This window comes from Streptomyces mobaraensis NBRC 13819 = DSM 40847 (genome assembly GCF_017916255.1).
Lineage (GTDB): Bacteria > Actinomycetota > Actinomycetes > Streptomycetales > Streptomycetaceae > Streptomyces > Streptomyces mobaraensis.
Genome location: NZ_CP072827.1, coordinates 4,485,985 through 4,510,424 on the forward strand (window position 1 = coordinate 4,485,985; position 24,440 = coordinate 4,510,424).

A 24,440-nucleotide genomic window follows, 5' to 3' on the forward strand; every position below is an offset into this window, starting at 1 on the left:
CGGTAGCCGGTCCCGGCCCGGCCGCGGCGCGTCCGCGGCCGGACCGGGCGGACTGGGCCGTCGCCTCCTCGGATCGTCCGTCAGCCCGAGTTCCGACCCTGCCGCCTGCGCCAAACGGCCACCGTCGCGCAGCCTGCCGCGCCCGCGAGGCCCGTCAGGAGGACCGGGTTGACGGCGGTGGGGATGAAGTCGACCGGAGCGTGAACGTCGGAGACGCAGCGGCTCCTCAGCGGGAACCAGCTGGTTTCCGTACGGGGGTGAGGGGGCGCGGCCGACGGGTCGGGGTCGCCGGAGAACTTCACCACTGGGCACCAGTCGGGCCACGGGGACAGGAACATGGCCCCCACCCCCACCCCGTACGCCAGCACCGCGCAGCACAGCAGCCAGCTCGCCGCTTCGGCCCAGGCGGCGGCGCCCCTTCTGCGGGTCAGCCGCCGGCTCACCACGACGCGCACGGTCTTCACGAGCAGCACGCAACCGATGACCGGCACGGAGAGGAGAAGCGCCACGATCAGGACAATCACGCGATCACCATGCCATATGGCCTGTTCAGGAGCGTTGGCCCAGGTTACCGCCGTCGTCATGGACGCAGAAGCTCAGCGGTCCACTCCGAGGCGGCTCGCGGAAGGCCGACCGGCAGCCCTTCGACTTGCGATTTCGGGGTGGCCGAGGCTCACTGACTGCCATGGTCGACGACGGGAACACCGGTTTCGCGCTGCCGAGGGGAGCGACGGGCTTCTTCCGGCCGCAGGAGGGCCCGCTCCCGCGGACCGACGCGCGGTCCTTCCGCGCCGCTCTGTACGCCGCCGCCCGCCTCGCCGGAGGCACAGTGGGTGAGGTGGAGGAACAGGCGTACCCCCGGACGTTCCACACCGCCACCGTCGTCGGAGACGTGGGCGGGAACGTCGTCCTGTGCCACACCCATCACCCCTGGATCGCCTTCGCCGGGACGCGTGAGGACTGGCGCCGGGAGCGCTTCCTCGCGCCGCCCTCGTGGGCGCGGACCTTCACCGACGCGGGCTTCACCGTCCTGAGCGGCGAACGGCTCGCCACGCCGCTCTCCGACGTGGACACGTCGGTGCTCGGGCCGGGTGAGTGGCGCGAGGTCCGCTTCTACGGCGTCACGACGTTGGGCGGTGTCCTCTTCAACGCGTGGGATCGAAAGGCGATCGGCGCACTACGCACCGGGGCCCGCCCGGCGTGCCCGGACGCGTCCCAGGAGGGGTCCGCCGTAGGCGGCGGCGACGGGTGCGAGGAACCACATGACGTAGGCGTAGGGGAGCACCCAGGCGAGACCGCCGCTGAGGACGAACCAGAGGCCCACGGCCCAGGAGGCGTCGGCCTGGTGGCGGATGGTGGCGGGGGAGGCGACGGCCAGGCCGGCGGCGACGGAGATCTCCTTCACGGTCGCCTCGCAGCAGACCATGGCGGCCATCGTGCCCGCGAACAGGGTCTGCGCCATCGGATTGCCGATCGAGGCGCCGATGACGGCGGTCGGGAACGGCAGGAACGCCACCAGGAGCAGGAACGGCGCGTGCCAGAACGCGAACGCTTTGGACAGCCGTCGGACGCGGTCCATCAGCTCGTGGTGGCGGCGCCACACCGACCAGAGGAGCACGAACGCCAACGCGACGCCAGGTAGGCGTTCCGCTGCTCGACCAGGAAGCCCCACAGAGCGCGACCGGAGGCGAGCTGCCTGTCGCCCGGGTGTTTCAGCTCCACCGCCAGCAGGGTCATCGCGATCGCGAAGATCGCATCGGTGAAGAAGGCCGGCCTCTCCGGCGAGAGTCCGGCTTCGAGCCGCGCGTCGGTGCTCATGAGCACTCCCTGTCATCGGGAACTACGGCATGGTCGGCGGGAGTCGTGGGGAGAGATGAGGAGGCGGGGGCGTCTCAAAGAGCCGGCGCGAGCCGGTCGTGCGGGCGCTGGTGCAGGTCGTGGCGCCCGCCGGCTGTGGGACATGGTGCGGAGCGCGGGGACTCGGAGGACAAGGACTCGTCACGGAAGAGGAGTTTCACGGCAGACCCCCACCTCCGGGACGGAACGGGCACGTCTCGCTCTACCCACACGTGCCGGACGTCAACCGGAGCGTACGGCTGAGAGGCAACCGGTGATGTGGCTGCCGGGCTCGTCCCATACTGCGCGCGTGTGCGGCCCGTTGAGTCTCTGAGAGGGCGGTACGGGCACGGCCCGCCCAGCCGCCGCATGCGCGCGGACACGGGCACCCGCCCGCTGCCTCGCCGGGCCGGTCGCCACCGAGCAGTACGGCTCTGCGAGCACGGCGGACGGTACGGCGTGCTCCCCGTGGTCTTCGCTCAGGACACGAGGAGGGCCAGGGCCGTGGGCGTAGCCGTGTGCAGGGCGGTGTTGCGGTGGCGGGCCGTTGTGACGAGTCCGGCCGAGCGCAGCACCGATGTGTGCTCGCTGGCGCTCGCGGGAGAGATGCCGACGCGGCGGGCGATCTCCGTCGTGGTGCGGCCCGTACCGTCGGCGATCGTCAGCAGCACCGCGGCGCGGGTGCGGCCCAGCAGCGCCTCCAGGGCGGCCGCCGAGCCGCCCGCCGGTGCCCCGCCCGGCCCGGCGACGGCGGCCTCGCGGTGGGCCGGGTAGGTGAGGAATGGCTGCGGCTCGGCATTGGGGTCGAGCAGCGGCAGCCGGCACCCGAACCATGACGGGATCAACAGCAGCCCGCGCCCGTCGAGATGCAGATCGATACGGCGGCTGATCGTCCCGGTGACCTCCAGGACCGGAGGCTTCCACGTGATGTGGCCCGGGTGCAGTCCCGCCAGTACCCGTTCCATGCCGCCGGCGGCGAAGTCCCGTGCGCGCAGGGCCCGGTCGGCTTCCAGGCAGGCGCGGATCCGGGGCCAGTACGGCGCGAGGGCCTGGTCGTAGACGTGCTGGAGGCCGTCGAAGAGCCGCCGCCGCAGCCGGACGTCGTCGTGGAGGTGTGCCGCCCAGCGTGGATGTCTCTGCCGTTCCGCGATGAAGGCCATCTGCTCCTCCACCGTCTTCCTCGGCGTCGCGCGCGCCCGTTCCAGGGCCTCCTGCGCGTCGCCCGAGGAAGGCAAGGGGTGCAGGAAACTCGGCGCCCAGCCGCGTGGGGATTGAGCTCCAGCAGCAGACCGGCCCGGTTCGCGTCCAGCCGGCCGCGCACCTCCCGGCGCCACGCTCCTATGGCCGGGCCGCCGCGTGCCTCCTGGAGCATCCGCGCCGAGATCGTCACTTCCAGCAGCGGATGCGGCTCTGCGGCTATCCGCGTGCGTGCCATGTCCTGCGCGGTGAAGTGGATCCGGTGCTTCATCACCCTGCGTCCGCCTCCCCCTGACGGCTGTATGGCCGTTACGGGTGCACCCTACGGACGGCGGTTGTTTCGGCTGAGACCGAAACAGGACGACGTGAGCGGCGGGACGGTAGCAGGCTGTTCGGGCACGGGGGGACGCACCGGCACTCCCGCATCGGCGGGAGTGCCGCCCCGGCCCGGAGACGAAGGGAGACAATCGTCATGGAGCGCATGCGCAAGCTGGCCCTGGCACTGACCGCGGTGGGTGCCGTCGGCCTGCCGATGACCACGGCGACGACGGCACACGCGGACATTCCGTCCGTGCAGGTCGCGATCTCGACGTACTACTCGGACTGGGTCCGCGTCTGTGGCTGGAACCAGTACGACAACAAGGTCTGCTACAACCACCTCGACACACCCGGGTCGGGCTACACCAAGCTGAGCGGTTGGTGGTGGCAGAAGGACAGCACCGTCACCATCACCGGCACCAACAGCAACACCGGCGCGGTCCGCAACATGTCCTGCTACATCCCCAAGAACACCGGCAACCCGTACTACTGCGACGGCCGGAGCCGCAAGGAACTGTAACGGCCGGAGTCGCAAGGAACGGCAGCTCCGGGGTCCGCCTGACGGACGGCTCGGCGGCGAGCCCGGGAGGGCGACGGCACGAGCCGCGCGGGGATCGTCGTCGTTACGGGCTGCCCGGACGCGGGGCCTTCGTGCTCTCCTGGGATGCGGGCCCGCTAGGGGCCTGGCGTCCGGACACCGTGCCAGGGATGTCGTGTTGGCGGGTGGCCGCATCCCACAGCTGTACGCCGTCCGGGACCGGTCGAGTTCGACGGCCACATCCAGACACCGGCCTCACGACCGGCCCGGCGGCGCCGACGATCTGTGTCGAACCGACTCGCGTCGGCAGAGTGACCCTGGGCGGTGGCGTCGAGGTGGGCGGGCGCGCAACGCGTCGGCATCGCGGCCGTCAGCAGGATCCTTGTTGTGTACGACCAATCAGGATGCGCGCACTCGCCGATACGGCGCTCAGTCCTGCCGCGAGTTCGCCCGCTTGATCCCGTTGTCGGCGACGTACCGCACAGCGTCCGGCATCACGCGGTGGCGGTAGCCTCCCGGCCGCCCGCGTTCGATCCGCGCCCGGGCTTCGAGACGCCGAGTCGGTAGACGACTAACTCTCGGCGTACGCGCGGGAGTTGCACTCCTCCGTCGCGCATCCGCGGCACGACGGCGTCTCCGTGGCCGGGCTGACGGCCGCAAGCCTGCCGCCCGGCGCCAGAGGGGTGGCGCGACGCGGTGCGGGGAATGACGGTCTGCCCGTGAACGCGTGGGTGTCCCTTGGTGGCGGTACGTGACGTCTAATGTCCGTCCGGTGCTCTCAAGGCCGTCGCCGCGCCGGTGATGAGGAGGTGTTCGTGCGGGCTGACGGTCTCGGCGATGCCGGGGTAGTCGACGAACGCGTAGGCGGTGATGTCTGCTGTGCCGCTCGGGAGTTGGATGCGGGCGATGTCGTCCTCTTGGAGGTTGTCACACGCGAACAGGTAGGCGGTGGAGCCGGTGCCCACGATGGGCTCCATGCCGAGGACGAACCGGGGTTCGACCCTGATGTGCAGGTCCCGGCGTACGTGGTAGGCCATCGCGTTCCGCGCCGATTCGTCGGGGAGCGCCGGGCCGCCCGGCAGCCGCCAACTGCCGTCCGCCGTCTTGAGCATGAGGAGACGCCCTGCGGCGTCGGTGAGGTGCGCGAGGCCGGCGATGTGGGGTGTGGGCGGCATGGGTCTCCTTACGCTTAAGTGGTGCGCTGAGTGGAGCGGGGTGCGCATGGGTTTCGCCCCGGACGGCGAAAGTCGGCGCCTCGCGGAGTGCTTGGCGCGAGTGTCGACGGAGTGCGAGGCGAGGCGATTCGTGCGCACGGGACGTCCTTGTGGCCCGCGTCTGGTCGCCGGGAGTGGCGGTGCAGAGCGAAGATAGCGCCGCGTACGAGCCTGTATCAATCGTGAGACGTCTAACGAGTGAGACTGGCATATTCGTTCCCCTGGAACGGCGCGACCCCCTCGCTCGACCGAGTGAGGGGGTCATGTTCGTTGACGCTCAAGAGGGGGTGTCGAACGTGTTCTCGACCGCGTCCGTGATGAACGCGCGTAGCTTGTCTGGGCTCGTTCTGATGACGACACTAGGGTCGTCGCTTTCCCGTATGAGTATGTCCTCCCCAAGTCGGGACACCTCCAGACAATTTCCTTCACTGTCCGTCGACTTGGAGGACTTCTGCCATGTGATGGTCTTTTCCATGCCCCACGCCTTCACAGTTGCCGTGCCGTCTCCAGAATGAAGTCACGCGATTGATCGGGGGCGAGTGACCTCTCTTCGACCCGGTCCAGGACGGCCCTGTAATTCGCGAGACGTGTCTCCGCGTCCAGGAAAGCGCTGCCGTTCGGGGTGTCCGTCTGCACCGTGTCTAGCTGCGGCACCGGCCCTCCCACGTAGAGTGTCGAACTTCCCGCGTTCGGGAAACCGCCCGCGCTGAACGGGATGATCCTGACGGTCACGTTGTCCCGTTCGGACTGTTCAAGAAGGTGGAACAGCTGGGTGGTGGCCACCTTCCGGCTGCCGAACCGCAGGCGGAGTGCGGCCTCGTGAATCAGGAATGTGCAGACAGGCGGGTCGTGTCTGTCGAGGACATCGCGGCGTCGCAGCCGGTGGGAGAGGCGCCGTCGGAGAACCGCCGGGCTGACCGGGGGAACCGCCTCTTCGAAAACCGCGCGAGCGTAATCCTCGGTCTGGAGCAGCCCCGGCATATGCATGATCTGAACCGCGCGAAGCGTGCGAGCGTGATGTTCCAGTTCCGCAAGGTCCAGAACTCCGGCGGACAGGTCGTTTCGGTAGTCCTCCCACCATCCCCTCCCGCGTTCCTCGGCCATGCCGGCGAGAGCATCGATATACGCGGGGTCGGGACAGCCGTAATGGCTCGCCCAGGTGCGGACGCGCTGCCCGCTGACACCGAACCGTCCACTCTCGGTGTTGCTGATACCGGTGCGGTCCGTGCTGAGCAGCGTTGCGGCTTCGCCGAGTGTCAATCCTGCGTGCTCACGCATTTTCCGCAGCTCTGAGCCCAGTCGCCGCTGGCGAGCCGTAGGAACCTTCCTCGGTGGCATCGGCCTCCCCTCCTGTTGCGCCACAGTGTGGCCGGTGTCCCTACCGGGTTCCACTTGGTAACACTATCGAGTTGAATCCGTACAACTGGTGATACGCACCCGCTACTGTCTGCCCGACACCGCACCGCATGGCGGCGACACCCGAAGTGCGGCTGCGTGCATGCCCATTGGGCTCCCCAGAAGAGGGCCGAGCCACGGACGGCGTCAGATGGCGGTGGCGGCATCGAGTAGAAGGCGTCCGGTTGAAGGCGACCCGGTCGAGACCTTGTTCCGGAGGCGGCTTGGCCGTGCTTTGCGGGTCCGTAGGGAGTCGGCCAGGCCCAACGACCGCTTGCGCAGAAGTGATTCGCGCAGGCGACGTCGGTGTTCGGCTCGGTCCCCGGTCGGCCGAGTGCACCCGGGGCTGTCCGGGGGGTGCCCCTATCTGTTTCGTCAACCCTGGCGGGGCTGGTTCGTAGGGGTTCGTGCTGGTTTTCGGGAACGTCCCGCGAAGCGGGATGTTCCCGGCGGCTCGGGTGCGGTGCGGGCAGGGCGGTGGCCGGCGTGGCGGGGGTGGCCGTGCCGGTGACGGGATGGAGCGGGCTGGAAGAGGCAGGGGGTGGGGTGGGTGTCAGGCAGCGAGGTCGAGGGCGCGGGGTTCGTAGAGGGTGCCGTTGCGGATCATCGCGTGGATGACGTTCACGCGTTGCCGGGCCAGGCGGAGGATCGCCTGGGTGTGAGTCTTGCCGCGGGTTCGCTGGCGGTCGTAGTAGATCCGCGAGGACGGGTCGCTCTTGCAGCCGGTCGCGGCGAACGCGGCCTGGAACAGGGCGCGTTTGAGGAGCCGGTTGCCGCGGTGGGGAGCGTGCTCGCCGCGGATGGAGGTGCCCGAGGACTTCGTTGCGGGGGCGAGTCCGGCGTAGGAGGCGAGGTGTCCGGCGGTGGGGAAGCCGGTGCCGTCACCGATCGCGACGATCACCGCGGCGGTGGTCCTGACGCCCATGCCGGGCAGGGACGTCAGGAGGTGGAAAAGAGGGAGGGCCTCCAGCAGGGCGGCGATCTCCTGCTCGGTGGCCTGTCGCTGGGTGTGGGCGGCGGCGAGCTGAGCGGCCAGGCCCGGAACGATCAGCGCGGACGCCTCGGTGCCGGGAACGACGAGAGTCTGCTCGGCCAGCGCGTCGGAGATCTCCCCGGCCAGCTGCTTCGCCTTGCGCGAGCCGTGCGCTTTGAGCAGGGCCTCGCAGCGGGCCCGGCCGAGTCTCTTCAGCTTCGCCGGGGAGCCGTGCCGGGCCAGGAGGGCTTGGACGTAGGGGTAGGCCAGGCGCGGGCCGAGCACGCGTTCCAGGGAGGGGTGGATCTGGGAGAGCAGGCCGCGCAGCCGGTTGGTGGTGCGGTTCACCTCGCCGGCCAGGTCGTTGTCGTAGCCGGTGAGCATGGTCAGCTCGGCCAGTACCTCGTCGTCACGGTCCACCGCGCGCAAGGTGTGCGGCATGGTCCGGGCGGTCTCGGCGATCACGAACGCGTCGCGGGCGTCTGTCTTGGCCTCACCGGGATGCAGGTCGGCGGCCCGCCGCATCGACAGTCCCGGCAGGTAGGCCACCCGGCACCCGCTCGCGCGGGCCACCGTCAGCGGCAGCGCGCCGATGTTGGCGACCTGGTCCACGATCACCAGGACGGTACCGAACTTCGCCACCAGCTTGGTGAACAGCTCCAGCAGTTTCGGCTCGGTGTTGGGCAGCCGCTTGTCGTGCACGGTCCTGCCGTCCCCGGTCCGGCCGTGGGCGTGGTGGAACTCCTTGCCCAGGTCCAGGCCGAGGAAGAGATCTGTCGCGGTCGTGTCGACCATGTGCGCGTGCCCCTCGCCACTCGTCTCCCCAACTCCCGGCCGTCCCTGCGGCACCACACGCCGGCAACCACGTTACGCAGACATGCCACCCGTGAAGCGGTCCGGCATTGCGCCGAACCAGAGTGGTCGTCAGGCCCCTCATCAGCGGTCAAGCGGTGCCCCGAAGCCCGGCGGCAACACCCCCCAGGTCATGTACTTCGACAGGGGGCACACAGCCATACCGAGCCCGGGGGCCAGGCGCCCCGTTGCGGGGCCACGGAAAAGGTAACGGGGCGACGTTGGTCGGCCGCCGGACATCGCGCAGCGACGGCGACGGACTCCTCGCACAGGGGAGCGTTCCTCGGCCTCCGCGCCCGGGGGCGCCTCGCAACTGGCTGGTCCGGGAAGGGCGCTCGTGATCAACACATCGCCCCTTTGACGCGTATCTGAGCCACACCCCAGTAGGCGGTGCGCTTTCCGGAAGACGTCACATTCCTCTGCCCGCGCGGGTGTTCAAGTCCCCGCCCCTGCTCAGGGCGCACGCTGGACTCATCACCTCCATCAGCGAAGGAACCACACGCATGACCGAAAACGCCTCAACAGCGCCGGTGGGCCCCGACGAGACCGAGCGCGTGCGCCTGGCCGTCTACCGCGGATTCGCCCGCACCGGACACGCACCGAGCGTGCCGGAGCTCTCCGCGCTCACCGCACTCGCCCCCGACCGCGTACGCCAGGAGATGCGCACCCTCCACGAACGCCACGACCTGGTCCTGGATCCGCAGGACGAAGACCAGGTCGTGATGGCCCACCCCTTCGCCTCCCTACCGCTCGGCTTCTCCGTCATGGGAGCGCGCACCCTGTGGTGGGGCGGTTGCGCCTGGGATTCCTTCGCCCTGCCCCACCTGCTCAAGAACGAGCCCGACGTCCTGGTCGCCACCCGTTGCCCGGCCTGCGACACCCCGCACGCCTGGGTCGTCGGCCGCCAGGCGCCCCCGAAGGGCGACCAGGTGGCCCACTTCCTCACCCCCATGAGCCGGGCCTGGGACGACGTCATGCACACCTGCGGCAACCAGCGCCTTTTCTGCTCCACCGACTGCGTCGACACCTGGCTGCACAAGACGGGGCACGAACGCGGCTACGTCATGGACCTGCCCACCCTGTGGCGCTTCGCCGGCGGCTGGTACACCGGACGCTTGGATGCGGGCTATGTTCGCCGGGACCCCGCCGCCGCGGCCTCCTACTTCGCCGAAGTCGGCCTGCACGGCCCCTTCTGGGGCCTGCCCGAATGAGATCCGAGCGCCGCTCGGCGCGAAGCAGGGCCGGCACTCGACTGCCTGTCTGTCGTCAAACGATGGCGGCCTCGAACGGTCAGTGCATCACCGCTGGTCAGGAGCTCTGAGTAGACCTCTGCGGGGGTCCGGTGGCCGTGCGACTCGCGGGGCCGGTTGTTCAGCTCGGCGGCGGCGCGGTCACCGAGCGGCGGTGGCGACCGCGCTCGTCCGCCCGCGCCGACCGCACCGCCGGGGCGCCTGGGCGGTTCCCTCGCGTGTCTCGCCCGCGTGAGAACGGCACGGGGGCGGGGCGGCCGGTGGCCCACCTGAACACAGCTCCGCCCACCACTTCATCCCGCCCATCAGAGGGCGGCTCTGCAAGCCGAACACCCCGACGTGCGGCGGCGGGGATGGCGACGATTGCGGGCGGCCGGGGCGGCCGGGGCGGCCGGGGCGGCCGGGGCGGCCGGGGCAGGCGCCCGGCGCGTGCCCCGGCGCATGGCGGCCGGAGCGCGCCCCCACGGCCGTGCCCGGTCGATCACGTCCGCTCATCGACCGGCCCCCCCGGTTCCGGACGCCGACAGGATGAGCACGGACGACGCCTCCTGCGGCGCTCCTGCCGAAGGAGTGGCGGGCGCCGTCCGGCCCCCGCTGAGCATCGACGCCCGGAATCGGCCACGTTGCCAGAGCAGTTGCCATCCCGGGAGCGTCCTCCTGGACGCCCCCACCGGCGCATCCGCGCGCCAAGGCCGGAGGCCGGAAACCGAGCAAGCATGCTTGCTTGTTTCGCGGGTCGCTGCGACGCTCCCCCACGTGCTGAGGATCGGGAACGCCTCCGGCTTCTACGGTGACCGTTTCGACGCGATGGAGGAGATGCTCACCGGCGGCCCCCTGGACGTGCTCACCGGGGACTACCTCGCCGAACTGACCATGCTCGTCCTCGGCCGGGACCGGCTGAAGGACCCGGAGCGGGGGTACGCCCGCACGTTTCTGCGCCAGTTGGAGTCGTGCCTCGGGCTCGCCGCCGAGCGCCAGGTGCGGATCGTCGCCAACGCGGGCGGGCTCAACCCGGCCGGACTCGCCGACCGGATAGGTGAGTTGGCCGGTCGGCTCGGTACCGGCACCCGCGTCGCGTACGTCACCGGTGACGACCTGCTCCCCACCCGCGACTGGGGGCCCGGCGTGCTCACCGCCAACGCCTATCTCGGCGGGGCCGGGATCGCCGCCTGTCTGCGGGCCGGTGCGGATGTCGTCGTCACCGGCAGGGTCACGGACGCGGCGCTGGTCAGCGGGGTGGCGGCGGCCCACTACGGGTGGGAGCCGGGGGCGTACGACGCCCTCGCGGGCGCGGTCGTCGCCGGGCATGTGCTGGAGTGCGGGGCGCAGGCGACCGGCGGGAACTACGCGTTCTTCCGGGAACACGACGTCCGTCACCCCGGCTTTCCGATCGCAGAACTGCACCCTGACGGCAGCTCGTCGATCACCAAACACCCCGGCACCGGCGGCGCCGTCACCGTCGGGACCGTCACCGCCCAACTGCTGTACGAGACGCAGGGCGCCCGCTACCCGGGCCCGGACGTGACGGCACGCCTCGACACCGTCCGGCTGACGCAGGACGGACCGGACCGCGTGCGGATCGACGGCGTCCGGGGCGAGCCGCCGCCGGCGACGCTCAAAGCGGGGCTGACGCGCCTGGGCGGGCTGCGCAACGAGGTGGTGTTCGTCCTCACCGGCCTGGACATCGAGGCCAAGGCGCGGCTCGTCCGTGCCCAGATGGAGGCCGCGCTGGCCCGCCGCCGGCCCGCGTCCGTCCGCTGGACCCTGGCCCGTACGGACCATCCGGACGCGGACGTCCAGGAGGAGGCGAGCGCGCTCCTGAGGCTGGTGGTGCACGATCCCGATCCCGAGACCGTCGGGAGGGCGATCGGCGCGGCGGCCGTCGAGCTGGCCCTGGCGAGCGTTCCGGGGCTGCATCTCACCGCGCCGCCGGGTCCGGGTTCCCCCTACGGGACGTTCGAGTCCGTGCCGGTGGACCCCGAGTCCGTACGGCACGTCGCCGTCCTGCCGGACGGGACCCGCGTTCCCGTCCTCCCGCCGCCCGCACGGACGGAGGGCCCACCGCCACCCCTGCCCGATCCCGACCCCGCGCTCCCGGAACCGCTGCCCGCCGGGCCCGTGCGCCGCGCGCCCCTCGGGCGCGTCGCGGGCGCCCGCAGCGGCGACAAGGGCGCCGGCGTCAACGTCGGCGTCTGGGCGCGGGACGAGGACGGCTGGCGGTGGCTCGCGCACGCGCTCACCGTCGACCGCTTCCGACAACTCCTGCCCGAAACCGCCGGGATGGAGGTCACACGGCACGTCCTGCCCAACCTCCGCGCCCTCGACTTCGTCGTCGACGGCCTCCTCGGGCGCGGCGTCGCCGAGAACGTCCGCTTCGACCCGCAGGGCAAGGGCGTGGGCGAGTGGCTGCGCGCCCGGTGCATGGAGATACCGGAGGTGCTGCTGTGACCGTCTTGGCCTCCCGGCTCGACATCGCCGGGCCCGACTACGCGGCCAACCGGGCCGCCATGCTCGACCGCCTCGCCGAGGTCGAGGCCGCGCACGGGCAGGCCGTCGCGGGCGGCGGCGAGAAGTACGCGGCCCGGCACCGCGCCCGGGGGAAGCTCCTGCCGCGCGAACGCGTCGAGTTGCTGCTCGACCCGGACACACCGTTCCTGGAACTCTCGCCGCTGGCCGCCTGGGGCACCGAGTACCCGGTGGGCGCGTCGCTCGTCACCGGCATCGGCACGGTCTCCGGCGTCACCTGCCTGATCAGCGCCAACGACCCGACCGTGCGCGGCGGCGCGAGCAACCCGTGGACGCTGCGGAAGGCGCTCCGCGCGCACGAGATCGCCCGCGCCGACCGGCTGCCGGTGATCAGCCTGGTGGAGTCCGGCGGCGCGGACCTCACCGGGCAGAAGGAGATCTTCGTCCCGGGCGGCGCGCTCTTCCGCGACCTCACCCGCCTCTCCGCCGCGGGCATCCCCACCATCGCCGTCGTCTTCGGCAACTCCACGGCCGGCGGCGCGTACGTCCCGGGCATGTCCGACCACGTCGTCATGGTCAAGGAGCGCGCCAAGGTGTTCCTCGGCGGCCCGCCGCTCGTGCGGATGGCCACCGGCGAGGAGGCCGACGACGAGTCGCTCGGCGGCGCGGACATGCACGCGCGCGTCTCCGGCCTCGCCGACCACTTCGCCGTCGACGAGTACGACGCCCTCCGGCAGGCCCGCCGCATCGTCGCCCGCCTCCATCACGCGCCCGCACCGGCCGCCCCCTGGCCGTCCGAACCGCCCCGGTACGACCAGGACGAGCTGCTGGGCATCGTCCCCGGTGACCTCCGGGTTCCGTTCGACCCGCTCGAAGTCGTCGCCCGCGTCGTCGACGGCTCGGACTTCGACGCGTTCAAACCGCTGTACGGCGCCGGGCTGACCGTCGGCTGGGCGCGGCTGCACGGCCGGCCGGTCGGGATCCTCGCCAACGCGCAGGGGGTCCTGTTCAGCGCCGAGTCGCAGAAGGCCGCCCAGTTCGTCCAGCTCGCCAACCAGCGGGACATCCCGCTCGTCTTCCTGCACAACACCACCGGCTACATGGTCGGGCGTGCCTACGAACGCGGCGGCATCATCAAGCACGGCGCCATGATGATCAACGCGGTGGCGAACTCCCGGGTGCCGCACCTCTCCGTCCTCCTCGGCGCCTCCTACGGCGCCGGCCACTACGGGATGTGCGGGCGCGCGTACGACCCCCGGTTCCTCTTCACCTGGCCCAGCGCCCGCGCCGCCGTCATGGGGCCGAAGCAGCTCGCCGGCGTCCTGTCGATCGTCGCCCGCGCGTCGGCGGCCGAGAAGGGGCTGCCGTACGACGAGGAGGCCGACGCCGGACTGCGCGAGGCGGTGGAACGGCAGGTGGAGGCGGAGTCGCTGCCACTGTTCCTCTCCGGGCGGCTGTACGACGACGGGGTCATCGACCCGCGCGACACCCGGACCGTGCTCGGGCTGTGCCTGGACGCGGTGTACGGCGCGCCGGTGGAGGGGGTCCGGGGCGGCTTCGGCGTCTTCCGCATGTGATCCATCCGAGGGGACCCGATGGGGGGGGACCGTGATCGAGACCGTGCTCGTCGCCAACCGGGGCGAGATCGCCTGCCGCGTCGTCCGTACCTGCCGCGCGCTCGGCGTCGCGACGGTCGCCGTCCACTCGGACGCGGACGCCGGGGCGCTGCACGTCCGCGCGGCGGACACGGCCGTCCGCCTGCCGGGTACCGCCTCCGCCGACACGTATCTGCGGGCGGACTCGCTCGTCCGGGCCGCCGTCGCGGCGGGGGCGGACGCGGTGCATCCGGGGTACGGGTTCCTGTCGGAGAGCGCCGCGTTCGCGCGGGCCGTGCGGGCGGCGGGACTGGTGTGGATCGGGCCGCCGCCCGAGGCGATGGAGGCCATGGCGTCGAAGACCCGCGCCAAGGAGATCGCGGCCGACGCCGGCGTCCCGGTGCTCGCGCCCCTCGAACCGGCCGCCGTCCGCCCCGCCGACCTGCCCGTCCTCGTCAAGGCGGCGGCGGGCGGAGGCGGCCGGGGCATGCGGGTGGTGCGCGAACACGGCGCTCTGAATGCGGCGTTGACGTCGGCCCGGGCGGAGGCTGCCGCCGCGTTCGGTGACGGAACCGTGTTCGTCGAGCCGTATGTGGCGGGCGGACGCCACGTCGAGGTGCAGGTCCTGGCGGACGCGCACGGCACGGTATGGACCCTCGGCACCCGCGACTGCTCCCTCCAGCGCCGCCACCAGAAGATCGTCGAGGAGGCGCCCGCGCCGGGGCTGCCCGCCGCCCTGGAGGACGCGCTGTGCGCGCACGCGGCCGACCTCGCGCGGGCGGTCGGCTACGAGGGGGCCGGGACGGTGGAGTTCCTGGTCGGGGACGACGGACGGCCGTGGTTCCTGGAGATGAACACCCGGCTCCAGGTGGAACATCCGGTCACGGAGTGCGTGTACGGGGTGGACCTGGTGGCCCTGCAACTGCGTGTCGCGGAGGGGGGACGCCTGGAGGGCGAGCCTCCAGTGCCGCGCGGGCACGCGGTCGAGGCGCGGCTGTACGCGGAGGATCCGGCGCGGGAGTGGCGGCCGTGGGCGGGTGTGGTGCGTGAGGTGAGGTTCGAGGGGGTGGCGGCGGGGAGTGCCGGGGGCGGGACGGGAGGTGCGGGTGCGGGCCCTGGGCCCGGGGGTGAGGGCGGCCCGCGCGCGGGCTCCGGCGCCGGCCCCCGGGGCGTGGGCGGCCCGTGCGCGCACGGCAGCTTGCCGTCCGGCGGCTTCGGCGGTGGGGGGCTTCGCGTCGACCTCGGCGTCGAGGCCGGTGACGACGTCAGCCCTTACTACGACGGGCTGCTCGCCAAGGTCGTCGCCCACGCGGTCGACCGCCCGGCGGCCCTCCGGCTCCTCGCCCGTTCTCTCGAACGCGCCCGGATCCACGGCCCGGTCACCAACCGCGACCTCCTCGTCCGCTCGCTCCGCCACCCGGAGTTCGCCGCCGGGGGCGCGGGGACGGACTTCTACGATCGCCGACTTCCCGAACTCACGCATATGGACGCCGTTTTGCGCGAGCGTGACGCCCGATGCGCGGCCCTCGCCGCCGCTCTGGCCGACGCGTCGGGGCGGTCGCCGTTCGGCGGGTGGCGGAACGTGCCGTCCGGGCCGCAGGTGAAACGGTTCCGCTCCGAGCCGGACGGGACGGAGTACGAGATCCGGTACCGCGTCGGCCGCGATGGCGGACTGGTCGAACCGTCCGGGCCGGAGGCGCCGCGGCTGTGCGCGGTGGAGGGCCTTCCGGCGGATCTGCCGGGGGACGTCGACGGCCGCGGGGCCCGAGTGGTCCTGGAGACGCCCGATGGCGTCCGACGGCCGTACGCCGTCGCGTTCCACGACGGCTCGGCGTACGTGGACGGGCCCGCGGGCGCCTGGTCGTTCACCGTCCTGCCCCGCTTCCCCGAACCGACCCCGGCCGTGGAACCCGGCTCGCTGCACGCGCCCATGCCGGGCACGGTCGCGCGCGTCGCCGACGGCGTCGCCCCAGGCCGGGAGGTGGCGGCCGGACAACCGCTGCTCTGGCTGGAGGCCATGAAGATGGAACACCGCATCACGGCCCCCACTGACGGCATCCTCACCGCTCTGCACGCGACCCCCGGCCGCCAGGTCTCCACCGGCGACCTGCTCGCCGTCGTCACACCGACGCCGGGACTGCCGACGCCTCCGGATAGCGGCACGTCTGCGCCGGACAGCGGTACGTCCGCGCCGGATATCGACACGTCCATGCCGGACAAGCGCACGTCCACACCGGACAAGTCGGCGTTCGTGCCAGACAAGTCGGCGTCCACACCGGACAAGTCGGCGTCCGCGCCGGACCGGATCGCGCCCGTACCGGACAAGCGCGTGGCGCCACCGGGCAAGTCGCCACTCGTACCGGACAAGTCCACGCCGCCACCGGGCAAGCCAACGCCCGTACCGGACAAGTCCGCGCCGCTACCGGGCAAGCCAACGCCCGTACCGGACAAGTCCACGCCGCCACCGGGCAAGCCAACGCCCGTACCGGACAAGTCCGCGCCGCTACCGGGCAAGCCGACGCCCCTACCGGACAAGGCCAAAGCCGCACCGGTCAACCCCGTACCCGAACCGGACAAGTCCCCGTCCAGTTCCCCGACACCCCCACCCCCGCACGCCCCCCACGAGGAGGCAAAGCCATGACCACCGCCCCGCACGGCGCCACCGCCCCTCAAACCCCCCGACCCCCTAAAACCCCTCGAAACCCTCACGCCCCGCACGGCACCGTCGAGCAGCAAGCGCTGCGCGCCGCCGTCGCCGCCCTCGGGGCGCGGAGGCTCTCCCCGGACCAGCTCTGGGCGGAGGCCGGCAAGCTCGGTTACCTCGGGGTGAACCTGCCCGAGGAGTACGGGGGCGGCGGCGCCGGCATCGTCGAACTCGCCATCGTGCTGGAGGAACTGGCGGCCGCCGGCAACCCGCCCCTCCTCATGGTGGTGTCGCCCGCCATCTGCGGCACGGTCATCGCCCGCTTCGGCACCGACGGGCAGAAGCGGCGCTGGCTCCCGGGCCTCGCGTCCGGCACCACGCGCATGGCCTTCGGGATCACCGAGCCCGACGCCGGGTCCAACTCCCACCGCATCACCACCACCGCCCGCCGCGAGAAGGCCGACAAGGGCGACAAGGGCGGCGACTGGGTGCTCACCGGCCGCAAGGTCTTCGTCTCCGGCGTGGACGTCGCCGACGCGACCCTGATCGTGGGGCGCACCGAGGACGCCAGGACCGGCCGGCTCAAGCCCTGCCTCTTCGTCGTCGACCGCGAGGCGCCCGGCTTCCACCGCAATCCGATCCCCATGGAACTCTCGGGTGACATCCGCCAGTTCGAGCTCGTCCTCGACGACGTACGGCTGCCGGCCGACGCGCTGGTCGGCGACGAGGACGCGGGGCTGCTCCAGCTCTTCGCCGGGCTGAACCCGGAGCGCGTCATGACCGCCGCGTTCGCCCTCGGCCTGGCGCGGTACGCGCTCCGCGAGGCCGTCGAGTACGCCCGCGTCCGGCAGGTGTGGGACCGGCCCATCGGCGCCCACCAGGCCGTCGCCCACCCGCTCGCGGACGCCCACATCGGCATCGAACTGGCCCGGCTGATGACGTACCGGGCCGCCGGGCTCTACGACGCGGGCGAGGACGAAGCGGCGGGCGAGGCCGCGAACATGGCGAAGTACGCGGCGGCCGAGGTCGCCGTCCGCACGGTGGACCGGGCCGTGCACACGCTCGGCGGCAACGGCCTCACCAAGGAGTACGGCCTCGCCGCGCTCCTCACGGCGGTGCGCGTGGCGCGCGTGGCCCCGGTGAGCCGGGAGATGATCCTCAACTACGTTTCCCACCGATCCCTCGGTCTGCCCAAGTCGTACTGAAACCCGTACCGTTCGTCCGGACTACCCGGGGCAGTACCGGGAGACTGCCGGGAGACTGGAGAGGCCATGCCCGTACACCTCGGAACCGCCACCGGCGTCACCACCCTCACCCTCGACCGTCCCGAGCGCCGCAATGCCCTCTCCGCCACCCTGATCGACCGGCTGCGTGCCGGCCTCGCCCGCGCGGCGGCGGACGCGGACACCCGGGCGGTCGTCCTCACGCACACCGGCGGCACCTTCTGCGCGGGCGCCGACCTGGAGGAACCCCCAGGCGCGGCCGAACTCGCGGCGCTGTTACGGGAGATCGTCGAGCTGCCGAAACCGGTGGTCGCACGCGTCGACGGGCACGTACGGGCCGGCGGTCTCGGCCTCATCGGCGCCTGCGACATCGCCGTCGCGGGGGAGGGCGCCACGTTCGCCTTCACCGAGGCGCGGCTCGGCCTCGCCCCGGCGGTGATCTCGCTCCCGCTGCTGCCCCGGCTCGACCCGCGCGCCGCCGGCCGCTACTACCTCACCGGCGAGACGTTCGACGCCCGCGAAGCCGTACGCGTCGGCCTGGTGACGTCGGCGGCGCCGGATGTCGACGTGGCCCTGGACGCCGTCCTCGACGGGCTGCGCGCGGCGTCCCCCCAGGGCGTCGCGGAGTCGAAAAGCCTGGTCACCGCGGACGTCCGGGCCGCTTTCGAGCGCGATACGGAACGGCTGGTGGCGCTGTCGGAGCGACTGTTCACGACGGACGAGGCGCGCGAGGGCATCGCCGCCTTCCTGGAGCGGAGGCGGCCCGCGTGGCGACAGTGACCACCGATGCCGGAGACACCGGACAGCGCCGCGGCCGGGCCACCCGCCGCCGCGTGATGGACGCCGCCGTGGACTGCCTGGCCGAGTACGGCTGGGCGGGCTCGACGGTCACCGTGGTGGCCGAACGGGCGGGCGTCTCGCGCGGTGCTCTCCAGCACCACTTCCCCACCCGCGAGGACCTGTTCACCTCGGCCGTCGAGTACGTCGCCGAGCAGCAGTCGGCGGCCCTCCGCGCGCTCGTCGAGAGCGCTGCGCCGATCGTCGGCCCGGCCCGCCGGTACCTCGCCGTCACCGAACTGGTGGACCTCTACACCGGCCCCCTCTTCCGCGCCGCCCTCCACCTCTGGGTGGCCGCGGCGACCGAGGAGCCGCTGCGCCCGCGCGTCGTCGAACTGGAGGCGCGCATCGGCCGCGAGGCGCACCGCATGGCCGTCGACCTGCTCGGCGCGAACGAGAAGGAGCCGGGCGTCCGGGAGACCGTCCAGGGCCTGCTCGACATGGCCCGCGGCCTGGGCCTCGCCTCCCTCCTCACGGACGACGGGGCGCGGCGGCGCCGGGTCGTGGAGCAGTGGATGGCGATCCTGGACGACGTCCTGTAGGGGCCGGGGTCCCCGGCCCCCCACGGATGGCTCAGCGCTCCTGGTAGCCGGGGATCTCCCGCGGGTCGCGCGGGCCGGGGCCGACGTACTTGGCCGACGGCCGGACCAGGCGGCCGGTGCGCTTCTGCTCCAGGATGTGCGCGCTCCACCCGGCCGTCCGGGCGCAGGTGAACATCGACGTGAACATGTGCGCCGGAACCTCGGCGAAGTCGAGGACGATCGCCGCCCAGAACTCGACGTTGGTGGCGAGCACCCGGTCGGGACGGCGGTTGTGCAGCTCCTCCAGGGCCGCCTTCTCCAGCGCCTCGGCGACCTCGAAGCGGGGCGCGCCCAGCTCCTTGGCCGTGCGCCGCAGCACCCGGGCGCGCGGGTCCTCGGCGCGGTAGACGCGGTGGCCGAAGCCCATCAGGCGCTCGCCCTTGTCCAGCGCCTGCTTGACGTAGGCGGTGGCGTCGCCGGTGCGCTCGATTTCCTCGATCATGCCGAGGACGCGGGACGGCGCGCCGCCGTGCAGCGGCCCGGACATGGCGCCGACCGCGCCGGACAGCGCCGCGGCGACGTCCGCGCCGGTGGACGCGATGACGCGGGCGGTGAACGTGGAGGCGTTCATGCCGTGTTCGGCGGCCGACGTCCAGTAGGCGTCGACGGCGGCGACGTGCTTGGGGTCGGGCTCGCCGCGCCAGCGCTTCATGAACCGCTCGACGACGGTCTCCGCCTTGTCGATCTCCCGCTGCGGCACCATCGGCAGGCCCTGGCCGCGCGCCGACTGGGCGACGTAGGAGAGGGCCATGACGGCGGCGCGGGCGAGGTTGTCGCGCGCGGTCGCCTCGTCGATGTCGAGCAGCGGCTTCAGGCCCCACACGGGGGCGAGCATGGCGAGCGCGGACTGGACGTCGACGCGGATGTCACCGGAGTGGACGGGGATGGGGAACGGCTCGGCGGGCGGCAGCCCGGGGTTGAACGAGCCGTCGACCAGCAGGCCCCAGACGTTCCCGAAGGAGACGTGGCCGACCAAGTCCTCGATGTCGACGCCTCGGTAGCGGAGTGCGCCGCCCTCCTTGTCGGGTTCGGCGATCTCCGTCTCGAACGCGACGACTCCTTCGAGTCCGGGTACGAAGTCGGACATCAGGCGGCTCCTCGTGATGTGTTCGACAAGCGGCTGCCGACCGTGGCGGTGTCCCCGGCCGGTGGTCAGCGGAAGTCTGGTGCGTGTGCGGTGTCTGCTGGTGCTGCTGCGGCTGTCCCTGCCCCCGGGCCCGTCCCGGACGCCGACGGGGCGGTGCGGGGCGGGTGCCGGCCGGATGCGCGGCCGTGGCTCGCGCTCCGTGGTGTGTTCCTCGGGTCGTGCTCGGGTGGTGCTCGGGTGGTGCTCGGGGTTCCTGCTCAGGGGTCGTGCTCGGCTCGGTCTCGGCTCGTTTCCACCGGTCGTGCTGTCCGCCGGTCGTGTTCTCCACCGGTCATGCCCCGTGCGGGAGCACTTCACCCGGCACTTCACCCGTCTCCTCGGGAAGCCGGGCCAGGGCGGAAACGATAGCCGGTGCTGTGGGGGGTCCACAGCCTTCCACCTGGCGATTTTGGTGGGTTCGCCACATGCGGGGAAGGGTGATGTCCGGCACACCGTGCATTTCACCACGGGAAGGGTTGAGGGGAGCGGTGACGGGGCAGGATGAGTGGTTCCTTCGTGCGAAGACCGTTCTTTCTGTCGGCCGGTCGGCCGTTCTGTCTGTCGGCCGGTTGCCGCGTAGGGGCGGGGGGCGGTGGTCGGCGCCGGCGTCCGGGGCGGACCCGGTCCGCGGTCGCGCGGGTGCTGCGGACGCCCCCGCGTGTGCTGCAAGATGAGCGGATGTCTCACGTCTCCCCCGTCCCGCCGGCCGAGGACCCCGACAGCCCGCTGGACCCCGCCGTCATGCGCGCCCAGTACCGCACCTCCGGCCTGCGGGAACAGGACCTGGCCGAGGACCCGTACCGGCAGTTCGCCCGGTGGTTCGCCGAGGTGACGGCGAGCGGGCTGGAGGAGCCCAACGCCATGGTCGTCTCCACGGCGGACGCGGACGGGCGGCCGAGTTCGCGGACGGTGCTGCTGAAGGCGTACGACGAGCGCGGGTTCGTGTTCTTCACCAACTACGGCTCGCGCAAGGGCCTGGAGATCGCGGCCAATCCGTATGTGTCGCTGCTGTTCCCGTGGCATCCGCTGGCCCGCCAGGTCATCGTCGCGGGCCGCGCGGAACGCGTGGCTCCGGAGGAGACGGCGGCGTACTTCCACTCCCGTCCGCACGGTTCGCAGGTCGGCGCCCTGGCGAGCGCCCAGTCCACGGTGGTCGGCTCCCGGGAGGAGATCGACGCGGCGTACGCGCGGCTGGCGGCGCGCTACCCGGAGGGCACGGAGGTACCGGTGCCGACGGAGTGGGGCGGCCTGCGGGTGGTGCCGGAGAGCGTGGAGTTCTGGCAGGGGCGGGAGAACCGGCTGCACGACCGGCTGCGGTTCGTCCGGGCGGCGGGCCCCGGGCAGGGGGAGGAGTGGCGGGTGGAGCGGCTGTGTCCGTAGAGGCGGGTGGGGGCGGGTACGCCGCGTCCGCTCGGCTCGTCTGTCTGTCGCGTCCGCTCGGCGCGCCTGTCCGCCTGGGGCGTTGGGCTCGATCGTTCGGCGTGCTCGTCCGGTGCGGTCGTTCGATGCGATCGCTCGGCCGCTCGGCCCGGTCGTCCGGACGGTAGTTCGGCGCGGTTGTTCATGTCGGCCGTTCGTACCGGCCGTGAAACGCCCTGAAACGCAGGCGATCCGTGGGCCGCTGACCGTCGCGCCTCGTGGCGCGGCGGTGCCGAGCGGACGACTCGGCGGCCCACGGATCGGGTGACTGCTGGGAATTGGGCCGGCTTCCCCGGGGCCCGTCAGGACCCGGAAGACCCGGCGCTGCGCTCTGCGCGACGACGGGCGCTAGCCCGCAGTCACCTCACGCGTCCGGACTGAAACCATCTGTCCGATCACCTCCCTTCTCGTGTGCCCCACACAGTAGGCAGCCCCCGGGAGGGTCACAACCCAATTTCCGCGAGCACCGATTTCGCCGAAGACGGTGTGGTGTCCGGCGGGGTCGAGTTGAATGGCCCGTCGTGCAGGACATGCGGACGCGTCCAGCAGGGGGTATCTCGTGACCGCTCCACACCACTCCGGTCCCGCTCGCCACGAGGCCCGGCCGGCGGCGGGGGAGACCGACGCCGCCGACCCCGGACCCGTCCCCGGCGCCGGCCGTGACGCCGACGGCCGCGGGTCCCCCTCCGACGGCGAGGACCACGACCTCCTCGCCGCCCTCCTCGACGGCATGGACGCCGCGCTCTGCGCGTTCGACGCCGAGGGCACCGTGACCCACTGGAACCGCGAGGCCGAACGCATCCTCGGCTGGACGGCGCGGGAGGCGGTGGGCCGGCAGGGCCTCGCCGGCTGGGCGGTGCGCGAGGCGGACGCGGCGGCGCTCGACGCCCGGCTGGCGGAGGCGATGGGCGGCAACGGGCGGCAGGTGGACGAGTTCGCGCTGCTCACCAAGGACGGCGGCCGGGTCCTGGTCCGTACCCAGACATCGGCCGTGCCCGGTCCCGACGGCGAGCCGGCCGGCGTGTACTGCGCGTTCAGCGAGGTCCACACCCAGATCGACCTGGAGCGCTCGGTGGCGCTCAGCGAGGCCCTGTTCGGGGACGCGTCCTGGGGCGTCCTGCTGATCGACGCCGACCTGCGGCCCGCCCTGGCCAACGCGCACGCGGCGCGTGCCCTGCGGTGCAGCCGCTCCGGACTGCTCGGCCGCCCGCTCGGCGACCTGCTCGACCAGGGGCTGGAGGACGTCGAGAGCGCGCTCCAGCACGTCCTGGCGACCGGCGCGCCGCCCGCCCCCACCGAGCTGTGGGTCACCGTCCGGGGCGGCGCCGACGCCGCGTCGGACGGCCGCGCGGCGGGCGCACCCGAGCGGCGCTGCTGGCGGAGCGGGTTCCTCCGGCTGGCCACACCGCTGGCCGAGGAACCGGTGCCGCTGGGCGTGGCCTGGCTCTTCCTCGACGTCACCAAGGCCCGGCTGGCCGAGCAGGAGAGCGCCCGGCTGCGGTTCCGCGGCAGCCAGCTGCACCGCGCGGGCCGGGCGGTCGCCGAGTGCGAGGACCCCATGGAGGCCGCCGCCCTCTACATGGACTTCGCCCTCGCCGGCTTCGCCGACCACGCCCTGATCGACCTGCTCCCCGAGCCCGAGCCGGAGCCCGAGCACCCGATCCGGCTGCTCCGCGCGGCGGCCACCCCGGCGGGAGCGACGGGCGGGAGCGGCACGGCCTCCGTCCGCGGCTGCCTCCCGGTGCCGTACGGGGAGGGGCACCCGGCCCTCCAGGCGGTCGAGCGCTGCGGTTCCGTCCGGGCCGTCTCCGACCGCACCCGCGACTGGGCCGCCGCCCGCAAATGGCCCGCCGGCACCCAGCACGCCCTCTCCACCGCGCTGCGCAGCCGCGGGCGCACGGTGGGAGTGGTCACGTTCCTGCGCGGGCCGTCCCGCCGGCCGTTCGACCGCGCGGACGCGACGTACGCGGAGGACATCGCGACGCGAGTGGCGGCGGCGGTGGACCTGGCGGCGGCGACGGCGGGGTAGGGGCTGCCGGGCTCGGGGCCGGCGGGTCGGGGCCGGCGGCCTGTGCCGGACCCGTACTGGTGCCGGCAGAAGATCCGGCCCGGTGCTCTAGTGCCGGAAGAAGATCCGGTCCCGGTATTCGGCAAGCACCCGGCCGTTCCACTCGTGCCCGCCGTCCACGTTCCCGGACCGCAGCATCGGCGGCTCGATCCCGCGCGCGGCCAGCTCCCCGGCGGCCGAGGCGATCACGGCCTGCATCAGGGCGCTGGTGACGACGGTGGAGGCGGGCGCGAAGGGCGCGGCGATGCCGTCGGCCGTCAACTCCGCGTCGCCGATGCCGATCTTGCTGTCGACGACGACGTCGCAGTGGTCCTTCAGGAACGTGCCGGACACGTGCCGGGACTTGGTGTGCTCGGCGTAGGCGAGCGACGTGACGCCGACGACCTTGAGGCCGAGCGCGCGGGCGTTCATCGCCATCTCGACGGGCAGCGAGTTGCGGCCGGAGAGGGAGATCACCACGAGGACGTCGCCCGCCTGCACGGGACTGGTGTCGAGCACCGCGCCCGCGAGCCCGTCCACCCGCTCCAGGGCGCTGCCGAGGGTCGCGGGAGTGACGTCGACGCCGACCGTGCCGGGCACGGCCAGCAGGTTGACCAGGGCCAGGCCGCCGGCGCGGTAGACGACGTCCTGGGCGGCGATGGACGAGTGGCCGGCGCCGAAGACGAAGATCCGTCCGCCGTCCGCGACCGTGTCGGCGATCAGGGCCGCCGCGTCGGCGATGTGCTCCGCCTCCTCGTCGCGGGCGCGCCGGAGCAGCTCGATCGCGGCGTCGAAGAACTGGCCGGCCAGCTTGTTCCCGCTCATCGCCATGGGCTCCTCGGCATCTCTGTCGGCGTCGTCGGCGTCAGGTCAGGTCGCCCGCGCGGCGGCCACCGGCGGCGCCGGCGTGCTGCCGGCGGCGCGGGGCC

At 72.7% G+C, this 24,440-nt stretch carries 19 protein-coding genes and 1 pseudogene; 10 read left to right on the forward strand and 10 right to left on the reverse strand.

What is annotated here, in order from left to right:
• Window positions 1-80: 80 nt before the first annotated feature.
• From J7W19_RS19390 to J7W19_RS19405, 4 genes are all read right to left on the reverse strand, one after another.
• Complete coding sequence (locus J7W19_RS19390) at window positions 81-524, reverse strand: hypothetical protein (protein ID WP_004953507.1); 444 nt, start codon at window positions 522-524, stop codon at window positions 81-83.
• Window positions 525-1,177: 653 nt separating this feature from the next.
• A complete protein-coding gene (locus tag J7W19_RS33515) occupies window positions 1,178-1,618 on the reverse strand; it encodes a TMEM175 family protein (protein ID WP_078588249.1) in 441 nt (146 codons plus the stop codon).
• Window positions 1,579-1,818 (reverse strand): TMEM175 family protein, encoded by a 240-nt coding sequence (locus J7W19_RS19400; RefSeq protein WP_051072753.1) that lies wholly within the window; start codon window positions 1,816-1,818, stop codon window positions 1,579-1,581. The genes J7W19_RS33515 and J7W19_RS19400 overlap by 40 nt, the downstream gene beginning before the upstream one ends.
• A 497-nt stretch (window positions 1,819-2,315) precedes the next feature.
• A complete protein-coding gene (locus J7W19_RS19405; RefSeq protein ID WP_233478137.1) occupies window positions 2,316-3,071 on the reverse strand; it encodes an ArsR/SmtB family transcription factor in 756 nt (251 codons plus the stop codon).
• 434 nt (window positions 3,072-3,505) lie between these two features.
• Between J7W19_RS19405 and J7W19_RS19410 the strand changes: the two genes are divergently transcribed.
• On the forward strand, window positions 3,506-3,871 hold the full coding sequence (locus J7W19_RS19410; protein ID WP_004953518.1) for a hypothetical protein: 366 nt from the start codon (window positions 3,506-3,508) through the stop codon (window positions 3,869-3,871).
• Between the two features lie 776 nt (window positions 3,872-4,647).
• On the opposite strand, the gene J7W19_RS19415 is transcribed toward J7W19_RS19410, so the two are convergent.
• The 4 genes from J7W19_RS19415 to J7W19_RS19430 all read right to left on the reverse strand — a co-directional run bounded on the left by J7W19_RS19415 (window position 4,648) and on the right by J7W19_RS19430 (window position 8,266).
• A complete protein-coding gene (locus J7W19_RS19415; protein WP_004953520.1) occupies window positions 4,648-5,064 on the reverse strand; it encodes an NUDIX hydrolase in 417 nt (138 codons plus the stop codon).
• 316 nt (window positions 5,065-5,380) lie between these two features.
• Window positions 5,381-5,578: a DUF397 domain-containing protein gene (locus J7W19_RS19420; protein WP_040892293.1), complete on the reverse strand. Its 198-nt coding sequence runs from the start codon at window positions 5,576-5,578 to the stop codon at window positions 5,381-5,383.
• Window positions 5,579-5,589: 11 nt separating this feature from the next.
• Window positions 5,590-6,441: a Scr1 family TA system antitoxin-like transcriptional regulator gene (locus tag J7W19_RS19425; RefSeq protein ID WP_040892286.1), complete on the reverse strand. Its 852-nt coding sequence runs from the start codon at window positions 6,439-6,441 to the stop codon at window positions 5,590-5,592.
• 610 nt (window positions 6,442-7,051) lie between these two features.
• Window positions 7,052-8,266, reverse strand: a complete 1,215-nt coding sequence (locus J7W19_RS19430) for an IS110 family RNA-guided transposase (RefSeq protein ID WP_004956465.1) — start codon at window positions 8,264-8,266, stop codon at window positions 7,052-7,054.
• 560 nt (window positions 8,267-8,826) lie between these two features.
• Here J7W19_RS19430 and merB point away from each other — a divergent pair.
• The 7 genes and pseudogenes from merB to J7W19_RS19465 all read left to right on the forward strand — a co-directional run bounded on the left by merB (window position 8,827) and on the right by J7W19_RS19465 (window position 18,880).
• Window positions 8,827-9,534 (forward strand): organomercurial lyase, encoded by a 708-nt coding sequence (gene merB, locus J7W19_RS19435; protein ID WP_004946083.1) that lies wholly within the window; start codon window positions 8,827-8,829, stop codon window positions 9,532-9,534.
• Window positions 9,535-10,329: 795 nt separating this feature from the next.
• Window positions 10,330-12,021 (forward strand): acyclic terpene utilization AtuA family protein, encoded by a 1,692-nt coding sequence (locus J7W19_RS19440; protein ID WP_004946086.1) that lies wholly within the window; start codon window positions 10,330-10,332, stop codon window positions 12,019-12,021.
• On the forward strand, window positions 12,018-13,616 hold the full coding sequence (locus J7W19_RS19445) for an acyl-CoA carboxylase subunit beta (protein ID WP_004946090.1): 1,599 nt from the start codon (window positions 12,018-12,020) through the stop codon (window positions 13,614-13,616). Before J7W19_RS19440 ends, J7W19_RS19445 begins: the two co-directional genes overlap by 4 nt.
• Window positions 13,617-13,647: 31 nt before the next feature.
• Window positions 13,648-15,756 (forward strand): annotated as a pseudogene (locus J7W19_RS19450) (ATP-binding protein); the annotation flags it as partial.
• Between the two features lie 515 nt (window positions 15,757-16,271).
• Window positions 16,272-17,483, forward strand: a complete 1,212-nt coding sequence (locus J7W19_RS19455; protein WP_004946095.1) for an acyl-CoA dehydrogenase family protein — start codon at window positions 16,272-16,274, stop codon at window positions 17,481-17,483.
• 66 nt (window positions 17,484-17,549) lie between these two features.
• The gene (locus tag J7W19_RS19460; protein ID WP_004946097.1) at window positions 17,550-18,281 is read left to right on the forward strand and encodes an enoyl-CoA hydratase family protein; all 732 of its coding nucleotides are present in this window, start codon (window positions 17,550-17,552) and stop codon (window positions 18,279-18,281) included.
• A complete protein-coding gene (locus J7W19_RS19465; protein WP_411848840.1) occupies window positions 18,269-18,880 on the forward strand; it encodes a TetR/AcrR family transcriptional regulator in 612 nt (203 codons plus the stop codon). The genes J7W19_RS19460 and J7W19_RS19465 overlap by 13 nt, the downstream gene beginning before the upstream one ends.
• Window positions 18,881-18,911: 31 nt before the next feature.
• Here the strand turns inward: J7W19_RS19465 and J7W19_RS19470 are convergent, their stop codons facing one another.
• Window positions 18,912-20,006, reverse strand: coding sequence for a citrate synthase 2 (locus J7W19_RS19470; RefSeq protein WP_004946103.1), 1,095 nt, complete (start codon window positions 20,004-20,006; stop codon window positions 18,912-18,914).
• Between the two features lie 717 nt (window positions 20,007-20,723).
• Here J7W19_RS19470 and pdxH point away from each other — a divergent pair.
• Both pdxH and J7W19_RS19480 read left to right on the forward strand, forming a co-directional pair.
• Complete coding sequence (gene pdxH, locus J7W19_RS19475; protein ID WP_004946105.1) at window positions 20,724-21,425, forward strand: pyridoxamine 5'-phosphate oxidase; 702 nt, start codon at window positions 20,724-20,726, stop codon at window positions 21,423-21,425.
• Between the two features lie 550 nt (window positions 21,426-21,975).
• Window positions 21,976-23,493, forward strand: a complete 1,518-nt coding sequence (locus J7W19_RS19480) for a PAS domain-containing protein (RefSeq protein ID WP_078588057.1) — start codon at window positions 21,976-21,978, stop codon at window positions 23,491-23,493.
• A gap of 87 nt (window positions 23,494-23,580) precedes the next feature.
• Here J7W19_RS19480 and J7W19_RS19485 read toward each other — a convergent pair whose 3' ends face one another.
• Window positions 23,581-24,336, reverse strand: a complete 756-nt coding sequence (locus J7W19_RS19485; protein WP_004946110.1) for an SIS domain-containing protein — start codon at window positions 24,334-24,336, stop codon at window positions 23,581-23,583.
• Window positions 24,337-24,440: the final 104 nt, after the last annotated feature.